This is a genomic window from Chloroflexota bacterium, from assembly GCA_020161265.1.
Classification (GTDB): domain Bacteria; phylum Chloroflexota; class Chloroflexia; order Chloroflexales; family Herpetosiphonaceae; genus Herpetosiphon.
The window spans coordinates 215,783-231,436 of sequence record JAIUOC010000009.1; the positions used below are offsets into that span (position 1 = coordinate 215,783).

The following is a 15,654-nucleotide window of genomic DNA, read 5'->3' on the forward strand; positions in this document are numbered from 1 at the left end:
GTGGTAATGCGCTATTGCTCATGCGTTGGTTGCCGTTGCATTCACTAAGTTATATTCGCTTGGCTCAAGCTGCATCAGCGGAAATTGCATAATAAAGCTTGAACCAACTCCTTGCTCGCTCTCAACCCAAATTTTACCATTATTCTGCTCGACCAATTGCTTGGTAATTGCCAAGCCAAGGCCAATCCCGCGCTCTTTGGAAGTCAGGCCGCTTTGCTCACCGCCACGTTGGAAGCGCTCAAACAAACGCTCAAAATCTTGGCTAGCAATCCCAGGCCCAGTATCGATCACGGCAATTTGAATTCGCTGCTCAACCGCTTTGGCCTGCACCGTCACCGTGCCAGTTTGGGTATAGCGACGGGCATTTTCCAGCAGTTGGGTCAACATAATTTTGAAGTGGTCGCGATCTACTACAATGTACGGCATGTTCTCAGGCAGGTCAATGATCAATTTGAGTTGCTTTTGATCAAAGCCTTTTTGCAAAGCTTGGGCAATTGGCGGCAACAACTCGTCCAACGAATGCTGCTCAATTTGTGGTTCCATATTTCCAGCTTCGATACTGGCAATCACAATCACATTTTGCAGCACTTCGACCATGCTCTGGCCTTGCTGGCGAATCGTGTTCATAAATTGGGTTTGTTCGTCGGTCAATGGCCCAACAAAACCGCGCAACAGCAAATCGGCATAACCACAAATTGAGGTCAATGGCGTGCGCAGTTCGTGCGAAATTGTGGCGATAAAATCAGTTTTGGCGCGATCCATCGCCCGTTCTTCGGTCACATCGTGCAGCACCAACACTTCGCCCGATTGCAAGCCTTCGCGCTCAACTGGCGCTGCATTCACGGTCAAAATGCGCTGCGAAGTTGTTTCATAGAAGGTTGTGGCCGTGGGCGTGGCAAATAATTCAGCGCCGCCCGACAATGGCGTAAGCTGGAATTCAGCAAAACTTTTGCCTAGCAAATCAGCTTCGCTGGCTCCAAGCATAGCCGTGGCCGTGTGGTTGACCAAAATTACTTTGCCATCAGGGTCAAGCACAATCACACCATCGGCGATACTTTGCAGAATTGCCTGTTTACGGCTAGCTTCATCTTGGACGGTGGTGTAGAGCACTGCATTTTGCATGGCCGTGGCGGTCATGCTAGAAATCGCGCTGAGTGGTTCGCGAATGCTACTTGCTGGCGGCAGCGCCCGATCATTCTTAACCAACAAGCTGCCAATCACTTGTTGTTGGGTGCGTAATGGCAACACCAACTGCAGATTTGGTGCAAGTGGCCGCAAGGCGCTATCCAAGGCTGGATTTTCGGTAATCGTCACCATTGGCGCAAGCGTTTCAAGGCTGGTTGCGGGGAAGGGCCGCTCGATTTCGCGCACGCTGTCAGTCGTGACATAATGCCAAATGCCTTGCTCAACCACCAAGGCATCAACTTGCGAATCGGGAATCAAGCGTTGAACCGCAGCGGTGGTTTGGGTCAAAACGCCATCAAGGGTGAGTTCTGTGCCCAGCTGGCGGCTGGTGCGATACAAATCGAGCAAGCGATCAGTCATATCATTTAAGACTGTCGCCAATGTACCAAGCTCGTTTTCCTCGGAAACAAAACTACGACCTTCTAAATCGCCACTTTTAATCCGCAAAGCAGTATTGACCAACTCGCCCAGCGGAACCGTAATCCCACGGGTTACCCGCACGCTAATCCAAATAATTGAAATTAACGAAAGCACGCCGAACAGGAAAATCAGCACTCGCGCTTGTTGCCAAGCCCGATCAATATTGCTACGGGGCAAACCAACCGCAAAATAGCCATTCAGCGCCCGCCGAATCCGCATTGGGCTATACATCACTTGATAGCTGGTGTCGCCGCGTTGAATCGTGGTAAACAAAGTTCCACGAGTTTCGGGATCGGGGTTAGTTTGGCTGGCCTTGATTTGCTCGATTTGGTTGGCATCAATCAGCAATTCATCAGCTTCTTGCGGTGGGTTGCTGGTGAGCACACTGCCATCGCTATTGAGGATGGCGGTGATGGTTGCGCCGTTACGTGGCGGTAATTCTTCGTTGACAATCCGCTCAAGTGGCTCGGCATAAATAATTGCCCCAACCACTTTTTCACTGCTGCCGACCGTTAATTTAACTGGAGCAACCACAAAAAACATCGTATAAGGCGGATTCGCGCCGATGCGCAAGAGACTAGCATATTTATCGCCATAATCATCAACTTGGCCGCGCAGCACCGCCTGAATCAAGGAATCTTTGGCGAGCTCGGTGCTACCAACCAAGGAAGGGCTACGGCTCAGCACGGTTGAACTAGCAGCATCGACCAGCACTTGACCATCAGCATTCAGCGCAATCAAGCGTGAGGGCTTGAAATAGTTAAAAGCATTGTTAACGATCTTCTCGACCTGATCAACATCGTTTTTGCTAAATGCCTCGGCGGTGCTTAGTAAGGCTTCTTTTTCGTTGGCAGGCGAAGTGACGATCAACCGCAAATTATCGAGAATTTGGGCTTCGATGGTTTCCAAGCCCACGCCAGTATTGGTGGCGCTGGTGCGCAGCGATTGATTAAGTTGGTTCTGCAAGCTCTGAGCATACAGCCAAAAAATAATCACAATCAATAAGCCCGACAAAAATGCTAGCAAGAGCAAATATGGCAGGGTGATTTTATACCGAATGCGACTTTTTAGCCGTCGCCGCAGGTTGACAAACATAGAAGGCTATTTCACTGCTGGCTCATACGGAATTGTAAACGAGAATGTACTACCTTCGCCCTCAACGCTTTCAACCCAAATCCGCCCGCCGTGGGCTTCTGATGCAAGCTTGGCAAAGGCCAGGCCCAAGCCTGTACCCTTTTTCTGGCCAGCAACCTGCACAAATTTATCGAAAATCTTAGCACGATAGCTTTCGGGAATGCCCGGTCCGGCATCAATCACACTCCAGCAGATCGTCTGCTTTTCATTATCAGTTAATTGGCGCACGCGGATTGTAACACTTCCGCCAACTGGCGTAAATTTAATCGCGTTATCCAGCAGGTTTTGCAAGATCCGCACAATTTTATCTTGATCAGCATCGATAATTGGCAAATTCAGGGCCATATCAAGATTGATGCTGATATCAACGCTGCGAGCCGAGTTAATCAAACGTTCCGAAGCACGATCAACAATTTCGTAGGCTGAGCATGGCGCACGATTCAGCACCAATTCGCCAGCTTCCATCTTGCTAATATCCAGCAAGGTATTGATCATACCAACCATTTCTTGGCTGCTATTGTTGGCGATATCCAGCAATTCGCGTTGTTGCTCGTTGATCGGACCAGCAAAACCGCGCCGCACCATGGTCATACCATTAATGATCGCCGTTAGTGGAGCACGCAAATCGTGCACCAACATGCCCATATAATCTTCGCGAATTTGGGCTAGCTGATATTCCTCGGTAATATCGTGGAACACAATCAGCGTGCCAATCACATTGCCAAAATTATTGCGCACTGGCAATGGCTCTTGGCGCACATAGCGAGTACGAGGCCGTAGCACTTCAATTTCGCAAGTTTCGCTATTGGGCAACTCGTTGACCACCCGCGATTGCTCTTTGATGCGAGCCAGAATATCGCTGCCAGCCTCGCCGATGATATTGCGCCATTCCCAGCCAAACAACTCACCGAGCATTGGATTCGCAGTCAACACCACATCATCAGGGTCGATCATCAAAATACCGTCGGTGGTGGAGTTGAGCAAGGCTTGGAGGCGATTGCGGTTTTGCGAAACTTCGTGAAACAGATTAGCGTTATCGATCGCCACGCCCACCGTGTTAGCCATGGCTTGTAGGCGTTGGGTATCCTCAGTGTTAAATACGCCTTCGAGCTTATTCAACAACTGAATCACGCCAATTTCACGATTTTTCACCAACATGGGCACGCACAAGACTGAACGTGTCACAAACCCAACATCCTCGCTAACCCGCCGATAAAAGCGTGGGTCGTTTTGGGCATCGAGCACAACAACTGGCTGGCGGGTAGTAATTGCCGCCCCAACCAAACCTTGGCCAGGGGGAACCCGCACGCCCGCCAATTTTTCTTCGCCCGCCTCAAGCGTCATCACAAAGACCAATTCGTTGGTTACGGGATCGAGCAGTAGCAACGAACCAGCCTCAACCTGAAAATATTCATTGATCTTTTTGACCACCAAGCGATAGACTTGGCGTGGATCAAGCGATGAAGTGATTGTAGCGGCGATATCGTTGAGCGTATTAATTTCTTGATTACGTTTGGCAGTGTATTCTTTAAGCTGAACCGCTGAAATCGCTAGAGCCAAATTATGCGCCAACAACTGAGCAGCCTCGATCGCTTCAGCCGACCAACGGCCTTTTTTGGGCAAGAGCAAGGCCAAAAAGCCAACTAATTGTTGGCTAGCCAATAACGGCAGCACCAACAATTGGGCTTGGCCACTCTCGTCATTGCTTGGCAACAGGGCAGTTTTTTGTTCGATGGTTTGGGCAATCGCTTGATCGAGCAATTTTTGGGTGGCTTTGCTGGGATTGCCATAAAGATAGGGCGTGGACGAACCGCTGTGATGTTCGTTAGCGAGCAGCCCCAACTTAACGACTTCAACCCCAAAACCAGTAGCACATAACTCGGCCACTGTAGCTAACAAAGAACCAAGATTTGCTGCGTTGTTGATTGCCTCGGCAATTGCCAACAACTGAAAACCGCTGATTGGACGTGCGTGATTTTGGGTAGTTGCAACGTCAGCCATATGTATTGTGCTCAAATCGTAGATTTCAGGCTTCTCTGAGGAAAATTATACTGTAGAGCATGCCCCAAACGCAAGGAGTTTTACCAACAAACTTAGCTCCACGCCAGTACGTCAACCAGCGTGGAGCCAAGCGATTTAGGCGCTAATTACCACAAAATCAAGGGTAAATTGTTTTCAATACTATGTTGGGCAGCAGCGCGCAATTCGTGCAACGCTTGGTGAGCAGCCTGGCCTTCGGCCCCACGCAAATCGCGTACATGGCCTTCGAGTTCAGTCAATTCGCGGGCCAAAGCAACCGATGAGCCAAATGAGACTACATCTTCGCTGCCTTCTTCCCATTCTTCTTCGTCAGCTTCTTCGCCTTCGTAGCTCAGCCAAATTGGCTCAGCGAAATCGACTGGCAAATAATAGCCACCTTCACCTTGATGGTTGATCAAGTGAGGATATTTGGTTTGGCTTTCGCCTTCCCAAATATTTGCCAACACTGGGTCAACTTCATCATCTTCGAGGTTCGCTGGCAAGTTATCCAAATCGCTGCCTTTTTCCGAGTGAGCAGCTAAGCGGCGCAAATTATAGAGATCGGCAAATGTCGCAATGCCGCCGTTGTAAACTTCTGCTCCAGGCATTGAAAGCAGATCAACCTCAACGCCTTCTTCGCGCAGCAGGTCTTGAACATCTTCAACCCAAGCTTTTTCTTCTTCAAACATTGCTCGATCATCTTCTGGGCTGACGGTGATCATCGAGCCTACTACTAAATCTAGCTCATGAGTTGGCATGCCATCGGACATGAGAGAATCTCCTTGTATGTGCAAACACGCCCCTAAGTGCAACTTAGGAGCGTGTCCATTATACCATGCTCGTTGTCAGGTTATGCCCGAACAACCAAGGTGTCAGCAATTTTATCATGCAAGGCTTGCTTCTGCCCATCCCACAATGGCCACAGATAATCCAAAAGGGTGGCAATCCCAATTACAAAACTAATAATCCCCAAAAAGCCAATCGATGCTGTTGCAGCACCAAGATTACCAGCAGCAATATCATCGATACTGTTAAAGCTGATCATCCCAATCACCAAATTTATAACTGTGGATGCAATAGTAATCGCCAAACGCTTCCCTGCCACCACAAAATCCATTGGTTGATTAGTGCGCCGAATAACCCGAATTTTCACGATTTTTTTACCGATAGTTTGGCCAGTTGTGCCATGGAAATAGGCAAAGTAGCCAATATTAATAACGAGATTCAAAAGCGAACCAATAATATACATGCCAAGGCTTGATGCTGAGCTGGTGCTTCCGGTGAGATTAAAGTTTGCAGTAACACCAATCCCTGTAACGAGATTTATTATAAAGCTCGGGATAAGCAAGATCAAAACATCCAAGAAATATGCACCAAAACGAATACCCCAACTGGCATACATTCCGGCAGCACTAGGCACTGCATAGCCACCTTGGACAAATGGTTGTTGACCGTAAGGCTGTTGACCATACGGTTGCTGACCATACGGTTGTTGTGGTTGTTGACCATACGGTTGCTGACCATATGGCTGTTGTGGTTGTTGACCATACGGTTGCTGAGGTTGTTGGCCATACGGCTGTTGTGGCTGTTGTGGTTGTTGGCCGTAAGGATTGTTAGGGTCTTGTGGTTGGTATGGATTACTCATAAGGGCGTTCCTTTCAACACAATCAACGACTACTTACTTCAACTAAATCTTCTCTAACGACGACGGCGTTCGCGTTGATCGTCACCATCGCTGACAACAGCGGTCAATACAATACTAATCAACGAAATAACAATTGATCCAAGCAATGCTGTGCCAAAATCTTCAACGTAAAATTGTAAACCTAAATCTTGCGAGATTGCCGATGTGAGCATCAGCATCGCCGCATTGATTACAAAGATAAACAAACCGAGCGTCAAAAATACGAGCGGACATGATAAAAGTTTCAGAATTGGTCGCACTAATGCATTGATCAGGCCAAAAATCAAACTTACTGCCAATAAAGTCTTAATATCAATCCCAAATAGCTGATTAGCAGAGTCACCCCCAACACTAATACCAGGCACAAAATAGACGGTCACGGCTATTGCAACTGCATTAATTAGCCAACGAACAATCAGACTCATTCAACGAACCTTCCTATGCCAAACCAAATTTACAGCTAGTTCGATTATCGCATGTCGCCTACGCCATATCAAGGGTTTGCCAACGGATTACTAATCACAATCGTATTGGCGTATGTTTGATATGGCGCTAGTTGCAACCCTACGCTGGCGGTTATTTCACGTTGTGGCTGGCGCGGATCGTTGCTATTAATCTGGACAACGCTGACTGCCGGCTGTTGCAACCAACTAATTGCCCCAAAACCATTAAGCTGTACCAGTAATGTTGCTTGTTGATTCGGTGCAATCGTCAGGCTACTTGGCGTAGCACTCAGCCATTGTTGGCTATTTGACTGATTAAGTAATTGCCAATTGTGGGCCGCCAAATATTCATGGCTTTGATGACAACCCAAGGCTTGCCCAACACTACTATTGGTATGCGTGCCAACTCCCCAGCGACCTGGCAAATAGCCCATCGGTCCATAACGATATTCAACCCGCCCACTGCGCTCAATAATTAATTGGAAGGTATAGGTCGGCGCAGCCGTTGGCAGATTTTCATCTTGCCAGAGTGGTACCTGCTCATAACTCGCCACAAAGGTATCAGCATTGACGCTACCAGCACGGATAATGCCACCCTCTGAAGGATCAAGATCGGTCCAGAAGGCTGCAAGCGTGGCATTAGGTAGGTTGTTGGCCGGAAAACAGTTAGAACTAGGGGCGGCACTCCGCGATGGATTCAATGAAACCCAGCCATTTGAGCTTAGATAAACCTTATTTGCCAAGGTGCCAAACAACGGCGCACTAAAGCCCAAATCCAAGGCATCGGTATAAATTTGGTCATCATCGAGCTTTAATTCGGCGAGGCCAGTGGCATCGTATAGGGCGGCACTTGGGGTTGGGGTAATTTGCCATTCACGCTTGGGCACATGGGGCGTAATCACCAACGGCTGGGTGCCTATATTGGTCAATGTTACCGGAAACGTGCGTTGTTCAGCGAAAGCCAAACTGGCACTGATCGGCGGAATTTCAGCTAGCATATGCGGAATATCGGGGGTTAATGTCAGTACATTGGTCTGCTGGAGTGTTAAATTAACCGTCGTTGTTTGGGGATGATAGCCCGTGGCCTGAGCTGCAAGCTGATGAGTATCGGTTGTCAGTGTCATAGTGTAATGGCCAGTTGGATCGGTATAACTAGAAGGCCCACCCCCAATGCTGACCCGTCCATAAACCCCGCGCCCATGCCATCGATCGATTAATTGGCCAGTAAATTGGCTGGTGTTAGCAGCAGCCTCGACGATCAGTTCTAATTCGATTGTGCTTGTGCCTGAGCTAGCCACTACCAGCACATTGGCTCGATAGCTCCCCGCTGCGCTGACTTGGCGCGTATCCAAGGTAATCGGAATCGTAACGAGCGTATTAGCAGGAACAACCAACTGCTCGGGCAAACTTAGCCAAGCCACATCAACCCGCGCATTACGCACCGCTGCATAGGCATCAGCACTGCCCCAACCATAGACATTATTGGGCCGAGCCGTCGGTGCATCGCCACATTGAGCCGAATAACGGGCTGCGCTGGTGTTGGTTAACAAAGCTTGAGTGGCCGCTAAATCGCCAATATACTGTGGGTTGGCCGACCAAATTAGCGCAGCAATTCCGCTCACATGGGGAGCCGCCATCGATGTACCATCAAGCAACGCCGTCAAGCCGTTTGGCCATGCCGAAGGAATTCGCACGCCAGGCGCACTCAGATCGGGATTGGTTCGGCCATCGCTGGTTGGCCCACGCGAAGAAAAATCGGCGATCAGATTGTTGCTATCAACCGCGCCAACACTAAATACATTGGCATTATTGCCTGGCGCAGTGCTGGTATAGCAACCAGAACGCCCGAAATTACCCGCCGCAAAGACACTCAAAATACCCGCAGCATCCCAGGCGGTAATGTAACCGCTATACCATGTGCTTTCGCCTGGGCCACCCCACGAATTATTAATGATATGTGGGCGCAAATCAGGTCGCGGATCACAGGGGATTTGCTGATTGCGTTCGCAGCCAACGCGGGTTGGGGCAAGCATCCATTGGGCGCTTCTGATCAAACTTAATTCATCGCAAGTCAACGCACCACAGGCGCGGGCGGCAATCCAACGGGCGGCTGGAGCAACTCCTAACGCCATCCCTTCTTGATCATTAGCTCCCACCAAACTGCCCATCGTGTGGGTGCCATGGCCAGCAGGATCGGTTGGCAAACGATATTGATAGATTGGATCAAACCAGTTGTAATCATTGTTAAAACCATTGGACGACCAACCACGATAATTGTTGAGCAAGGCCGTGTGGCTAACGGCAACTCCAGTATCAATATTAGCAACCACAATTCCCTGCCCACGCACGCCCCAATCGGCCCAAACTTGGGGCGCATCGACTGCCGCCACGCCCCAAGCTATATTCTCAGGCTCAGTCACTGGCATAGCCGTTAAACTTGGGTTACTAAAAACTTGGTTAGCACTAATGCTAGCAACCGCTGGATGTTGCGCCAAATTCAAGGCCAACCGCTGATCGCCCTCAACAATCAAACTATTCACAATCCATAACGATTGTGGGTTGTGGCCTTGCATTCGTAATTCGTTCAGCAAAGGGGTTTGGGTGCGTTGAGCATGGTCAGTCAGGGTTTTGTAGACGTAATCGCCCCGTTCAGCCCAATCATCAAAGGTGCTGGCCAAGCTCAAATCGGCTTGCTCAGCCAAAAATACCAGCATTGTTTGCGGCTGGCTCGGAGCATCATGCCAATAGTTTTGTAAATTTGGGTCAATTTTTTGGGGAAAGCTTGGCACAGCCACCCGTAACAGTGGATCAGGCTGGCGGTTGGCTTGGGTTGCAGGCCACGCTTCGTACAGCTGAAGCGTGCGTTGAGGCAAGCCACGATTATCGAAACTCAGCCCGCGATTGGTTACGCTAGCAATTGGAACGACAAATTGAATTGGTAGGGTTGTTCGAGCACTAACCGAGGGTAACAGGCAAAAAATGAGCAGGCCGATCGCGAAAACACGCCACATAGCACCACCTCACAGCTACAGCATAGCCATGATTAAACCATGAATAAGGATGCGGGGCTATATTCCAATTGGCCTATTTTGTGGGCGACAGCCACACCCAAGCCGAGTGTGGCTGTGAAATTTAGAGGTTACCAGCTAAAACGGTCGTACCAGGGGCAGTCTGCGAACCACCAGCCACCTCGATCGTCACCATCACCTGTTGAAAATCGTTAACTTGGCTATCGGCGGTGATGACTAATTGAGCATGCCCAGCAGCATTTACCGAAAACTGATCGCTTGGAATTGGCTCTTGGCCAGCGCGGGCTAGCCAAAATTGGTAAACTTGGCCTTCAGGCAATGGTGATAGGCCATCGACAACTAAAACTGCTGTCTGGTTGCCTGGCTGCATATACATTGTGCCAACTGCTTTGGGCGATTGCTCAGTGCCCGCCAATTGACGCGAAGTTGTAGTTTGAGCCACCACAAACGCCACTGCTCGCTCGGCTTGGGCAATCTGCTCGTCGGCCTGCACGCGCCGCAACCGTTCGCTGGCAACTTCGCGTTCAAGCCCAGCCACATTGGTGCGCAATTGAGTATTTTCGCTGCGCAAGCCAATATTCCAGCCGCCAAGCGCAATCAACAACGCTAAGGCTGCCGTCCATGCCAAGGAAAGCCGTCGGGTTGCCGGGCGATTTAATCCACTTACCTGCTTGCTAGCACTGGCCCGCGCCAATAACTGTTGCTTGACAATTGGCGTTGGTTGGACTCGTGGCGCAGCCAAAGCCAATTGATGCACAGTGCGTTGCAACTGCTGAATTTTCGTGCGCAGCAGTGGATTATTGGCGATTTGAATTTCGACCGATTGTTGCTCATCGAGACTCAAAATGCCAAGCGCGTAACCAATCAAGAGTTCTTCTAATTGTGTATCCATTATTCGTTCCACTGTTGTGTACCCAAAAGATCACGCAGTTTCAAGAGGCCAAGCCGCACGCGAGTTTTGATCGTGCCCAAGGGATTGCCTAATTTATCGGCAATTTCACGTTGAGTCAACCCACTAAAATAGGCTAACTCCAAAGCTTCGCGTTGTTCGGCAGAGAGCGCCTGCATCGCCGAGCGCACAACTGAACGTTGTTCACCCAGCCACACCACTTCTTCCACATTGGCTTCGTCGGCAATCGCCTCAAGCAATGGTCTTTCAGGGTCTTCGTAGGCAGCTTGAGGGCGGGCTGCACGACGGCGCAATTCGTCGATGCTCAAGTTGCGAGCAATGCCAAAAAGCCAAGGGGCAAAATTGCCACGGCTATTATCAAACGTGCTTGCCCGTTGCCAAACCCGCCAAAAAGCTTCTTGGGTAATTTCTTCGGCGATCTCACGCTGACGCACGATTTTGAGGGCAACCCCCATCACCGTAGCGGCATACCGATCGTAAAGCTGCGATAGTGCCTGCTCATCGCCCTGGGCAATTCGGCGAATTAACACATTATCGCCCAGTGGATCACCAGGCAGCGGGCGTTGATTATCGTTAAATGGTACTACGTCCGAAGCATCCGAACGGATGGTTGAAGCAGCCCACCATAATTGAACCCGTTGAACAATTTGGGCAAACCATGAAGGGCTTGAGGTCGCCTTAACCTCGCCTAAGTGCATGTTTGGTCGTGCAAACACCATTAGTACCTCAACTTTGGGTGATGAGTACGCGCAGCATTAAACACGAAAATCTGGAATTGGTACTCAGCAACATTTGGTTTCATGATGAATCATTGTATCATACTGATTAGGCATTGCATGGGGCGCTTTGGCCGCTCCCCTTGTGGCTTGAAACTCAGTGTTATAATTCTCAAACAATACGCATATCTGTGGAGTACCCAATGGCCGCGAATGAACCTGGTCAGGTGACAAGCCCCGAAGATTCATATCAGCGTTTGCGAACCGAGTATGAACGGTTGCAGTTACTCTATAGCCTCGCTCAACAGTTTGCGACGATGTTAAGTTTACCCAATGTTTTGCAGCATGTGCTTTCGGCTACAACGCGCTTTACCAACGCTGTGCGTGGTAGCATTTTCCTCTATGGCGAGTACGATGAAGTTCAAATGCATTTGCTTTCTGAGCGTTTTCAACAAGCTCGCTTGACTCCTTTTACTAATCGTATTTTACGCGAAGGGCTGGCGAGCTGGGTGCTCAAGCATCGCCAAAGTGCCTTAATCGCCGATACCAATCTCGACGAACGCTGGATCGATTATCCTAGCGATACCTTGGATGTGCGCTCAGTGCTGTGTGTGCCGCTTTTGCGCGGGCGACGAGTGCGCGGCGTGCTGACCTTGGTGCATCCTGAAATTGGTTTTTTTACCATGGATGATGAGGCACTGCTGAATGTGATTGCCCAACATGCCGCCATGGCGATTGAAAATGCCCAGCTGATTGCTGATATTAATGATGAGCGGCGCAAGTTCGAGGGAGCCTTCACCGCTATGGAAGAAGGCTTGATTTTGGTCGATGGCGATGGTCGGATTCACTTTGTCAATCCTCAAGCCTTGGCCTTTTTTGCAGTCACACCACCAGTGCCCGAACACCTGAACGAGCTTTCGCAGCAAGTTTTGGGCTTATTCAAAGAGGCCCAACAAACTGGTGATAGTGTGCGAGCCGAGATTGTGCTTGAGCAGAATCCCACCACCGATCTGGCCATCCACATTGCCTACATCCCCATTTTCAGCGAGCAAGAAGATTGGTGGACGATTGTACTCCACGATATTACGCGACTGAAGGAGTATGATCGGCTCAAAACCCAGTTTGTCGCCAATGCTTCGCATGAATTGCGCACGCCTTTGGCTAATATTAAGTTGTATGCCCGTTTGGCCCAGCAAGTCAAAGCTAAAACCAAGCTGCCCCAATATCTCGAAACTATTGCCAGCGAAGCAGGCCGCTTAGAAGCAATCGTTGAAGATTTATTGACCCTGACCCGCTTGGATAGTGGCTTGATGCATAGTAATCCTGAGTGGGTTGATATTATTGAATTGTTGCGCAACTTAGCCCAAACCTATCGCCCATTGGCCGAAGCGCGGGAACAACGCTTGATTTTTCAAGAATGTACCAGCAATTTGCCTAAGCTTTGGTTAGCCCCCGATCAATTTATGCGGGTGGTCGTGAACTTGCTAAGCAATGCCCTAAAATTCACACCTACTGGCGGCACAGTCACGCTATCGGTTGATCGGCAAATCCAAGCGGGGCAGGCGGGCACGCTTATCACCGTAGCCGACACTGGGCCAGGCATCGCACCTGAACATCAGCAACGCTTATTTGAACGTTTTTATCGCGGTAGTAACCCAACCGAGAGTGGTAGCGGTTTAGGTTTAGCCATTGTGCGTGAGTTGTTGGCCTTGATGGGAGGCACAATTTCGGTAGCCAGCACCGTTGGTCAAGGTTCACAATTCACCTGTTGGTTGCCCTTAGAACAACACACTCACACCGCATGATTACTCAATTAATCGTAATTTTGTTCGTAAACTCTCACCCCTAGAGTGGATATGCATTGTCCATTTTTTGACCGTTTTCGCATCTGTTCTGAAGAAGGAGTACCCCATGCGGATCCTGATTGTTGATGATCATCCGGTGTTTCGGGAGGGGGTACGTGCCCTACTCGAAACCCACGATGAGATGGAAGTTGTTGGCGTGCTTGGGCATGGGCGCGACGCTGCTGTAGTTGCAAAAGATCAATTTGTTGATGTGGCACTGCTCGATGTGAGCTTGCCCGATATGCCTGGCTATGAAGTTTGTCGCTCAATTGTGGAAGCGTCGCCACGCACTCGCGTGTTGATGTTGACCGCCAACGACACCAACGATGTGATTCGCCAATCGCTGGCCGCTGGGGCCGCTGGCTATGTGCTCAAAACCGAAGATCCCTCCCGCTTGATCAGCCACATTAGTGCAGTTGCTCAAGGTGAAACGGTTTTGGCTGGCCCAATTGCTCAAAAAGTTGTGCGCCAACTGTTGGAAGGCCCACAGCCAACCGTCTCGACCAAAACCAATGATGCCCTGAATGCCTTGACCGAGCGCGAACGCCAAGTCTTTTTCTTGGCAGCCGAAGGGCGGCGCAACAGCGATATTGCCCAACAATTAATTCTGAGTGAAGAAACGATCAAAACTCACTTGCGCAATATTTATAGCAAATTAGGTTTAGGCAATAAAGCTGAATTACGCTTGTTCGCGGTGCAAGCTCGACTCGCACCACCCCAAATCTAAGCTAAAATTCCCACAATCGAGGGATAAAACAGGGCTTGGACGTGGAGATCAGTTCATGCTAAGATGAAAATCATTGCAATTGACCCTTGTGGTTTGAGTACACACTTATGAATGAGCACGCTCCACAACGATTTGTCCGTGATCCGGCGATTGTTACCCGTAGCATTGGGAGTGAAACGGTGTTGGTTCCTGTGCGACCAAATACCGCTGCCCTCAATGCTATTTTTGCGCTTAACGAGACTGCCGCGCTAGTTTGGCAAGCTTTGGCAACACCCCAAAGTCTGGCCGAATTAATCGACCTCGTGTGTGCTGAATACGATGTTGAGCCTCGGGCCGCCCAAGCCGATCTGATTCCGTTGTTGGAATCGATGCTTGAGGTCGCTGTTATTCAGGAGGTTGCCTAAGCATGGAACTATGTGCTGAAACCAACGATGCGGCGTTCAATGTCCGATTAGCAGCTTTAGGTCGTGTGCCGGTTTCGATGTCGTTCGAGTTAACCGAGCGCTGCAACTTAAATTGCCAGCATTGCTATATCAACTTACCAGTTAATCACCAAGCTGCCCGCCAACGTGAGCTTTCGACCGACGAATGCAAACGGCTTTTCGACGAAATGGCGGCAGCAGGCACGCTTTGGTTGCTGCTGACTGGCGGCGAAATTATGGTGCGGCGCGATTTTGAAGAGCTGTATCTCTACGCGCGTAACCTTGGCTTTGTGATTTCGATCTACAGCAACGCCACAATGATCACCCGCCAACGCGCCGAATTTTTGAGCCAATATAAGCCGCATTTGGTCGAAGTAACTTTGTATGGAGCCACCGCCGAAACCTACGAAACTGTAACCCGCGTGCCTGGCTCGTTTGCCAAGTGTATGCAAGGTTTGGCGCTGTTGGCCGAATATGAGATTGATGTGGTGCTCAAAACCGTCTTGCTGAACATCAATTCACACGAATTTTTGGCAATGAAGGCCGTTGCCGAGCACTATGGCTGGGATTTCCGCTACGATGGCATGATTCACCCACGCTTAAATGGCGATCGTTTTCCAACCACCTTACGGCTTAGCCCCGAAGAGCTGATCGAAATTGAAAAACTCGATCCGCAGCGGGTCGAAGAATGGCAAGATTACTGCAACGGGTTTTTGGGCTACCAAATGAAGGGTGGCGAAAAAACCTTCACCTGTGGCGCAGCCAATAAATCGGGCCATGTTGATGCCTATGGGATGGTCAGCCCGTGTATGATTACCCGTACCCGCGCTGTCGATTGGCGAGCAACCAATTTTATGGAAGTCTGGGATGGCTACTTGGCCGATGTGCGCGAAACCCGCAACACCGAAGCCACTGCCTGCCACTCCTGCGAAATGTCTTTGGTCTGTACCAATTGTCCAGGTTGGTCGGCCTTAGAACGTAACACGTTGGAAAATCGCCCCATTGAGTGGGTGTGTGATAGTACGAAGGCGCGAGTTTCTGCTTTTGCCGAAAATGCCGACCGTTGGATCAATAATGCAATTTGTCTAGAGGTTCGCTAACCTCGTACCGGGAGGATGTCT

12 protein-coding genes are annotated in these 15,654 nt (G+C 49.8%); 4 read left to right on the plus strand and 8 right to left on the minus strand.

The window, feature by feature from the left end:
• Positions 1-18: 18 nt before the first annotated feature.
• The 8 genes from LCH85_20390 to LCH85_20425 all read right to left on the minus strand — a co-directional run bounded on the left by LCH85_20390 (position 19) and on the right by LCH85_20425 (position 11,543).
• Positions 19-2,700 carry a HAMP domain-containing protein gene (locus LCH85_20390; protein MCA0354358.1) on the minus strand — a complete coding sequence of 894 codons (2,682 nt, stop codon included), beginning with the start codon at positions 2,698-2,700 and terminating at the stop codon, positions 19-21.
• Between the two features lie 6 nt (positions 2,701-2,706).
• Positions 2,707-4,740 (minus strand): GAF domain-containing protein, encoded by a 2,034-nt coding sequence (locus tag LCH85_20395; GenBank protein ID MCA0354359.1) that lies wholly within the window; start codon positions 4,738-4,740, stop codon positions 2,707-2,709.
• A gap of 146 nt (positions 4,741-4,886) precedes the next feature.
• Positions 4,887-5,528: a hypothetical protein gene (locus LCH85_20400; protein MCA0354360.1), complete on the minus strand. Its 642-nt coding sequence runs from the start codon at positions 5,526-5,528 to the stop codon at positions 4,887-4,889.
• Positions 5,529-5,608: 80 nt separating this feature from the next.
• A complete protein-coding gene (locus LCH85_20405; GenBank protein ID MCA0354361.1) occupies positions 5,609-6,403 on the minus strand; it encodes an RDD family protein in 795 nt (264 codons plus the stop codon).
• A 53-nt stretch (positions 6,404-6,456) separates the two neighbouring features.
• Positions 6,457-6,867: a phage holin family protein gene (locus tag LCH85_20410; GenBank protein MCA0354362.1), complete on the minus strand. Its 411-nt coding sequence runs from the start codon at positions 6,865-6,867 to the stop codon at positions 6,457-6,459.
• Positions 6,868-6,935: 68 nt separating this feature from the next.
• Positions 6,936-9,896 (minus strand): S8 family serine peptidase, encoded by a 2,961-nt coding sequence (locus LCH85_20415; GenBank protein MCA0354363.1) that lies wholly within the window; start codon positions 9,894-9,896, stop codon positions 6,936-6,938.
• Positions 9,897-10,017: 121 nt separating this feature from the next.
• The gene (locus LCH85_20420; GenBank protein MCA0354364.1) at positions 10,018-10,806 is read right to left on the minus strand and encodes an anti-sigma factor; all 789 of its coding nucleotides are present in this window, start codon (positions 10,804-10,806) and stop codon (positions 10,018-10,020) included.
• Positions 10,806-11,543, minus strand: a complete 738-nt coding sequence (locus tag LCH85_20425; protein MCA0354365.1) for a sigma-70 family RNA polymerase sigma factor — start codon at positions 11,541-11,543, stop codon at positions 10,806-10,808. The genes LCH85_20420 and LCH85_20425 overlap by 1 nt, the downstream gene beginning before the upstream one ends.
• Positions 11,544-11,743: 200 nt before the next feature.
• Between LCH85_20425 and LCH85_20430 the strand changes: the two genes are divergently transcribed.
• The 4 genes from LCH85_20430 to LCH85_20445 all read left to right on the plus strand — a co-directional run bounded on the left by LCH85_20430 (position 11,744) and on the right by LCH85_20445 (position 15,633).
• The gene (locus LCH85_20430; GenBank protein MCA0354366.1) at positions 11,744-13,345 is read left to right on the plus strand and encodes a GAF domain-containing protein; all 1,602 of its coding nucleotides are present in this window, start codon (positions 11,744-11,746) and stop codon (positions 13,343-13,345) included.
• Between the two features lie 106 nt (positions 13,346-13,451).
• The gene (locus LCH85_20435) at positions 13,452-14,111 is read left to right on the plus strand and encodes a response regulator transcription factor (GenBank protein ID MCA0354367.1); all 660 of its coding nucleotides are present in this window, start codon (positions 13,452-13,454) and stop codon (positions 14,109-14,111) included.
• Between the two features lie 107 nt (positions 14,112-14,218).
• Positions 14,219-14,515, plus strand: a complete 297-nt coding sequence (locus tag LCH85_20440; protein ID MCA0354368.1) for a PqqD family protein — start codon at positions 14,219-14,221, stop codon at positions 14,513-14,515.
• A gap of 2 nt (positions 14,516-14,517) precedes the next feature.
• On the plus strand, positions 14,518-15,633 hold the full coding sequence (locus tag LCH85_20445; protein MCA0354369.1) for a radical SAM protein: 1,116 nt from the start codon (positions 14,518-14,520) through the stop codon (positions 15,631-15,633).
• Positions 15,634-15,654: the final 21 nt, after the last annotated feature.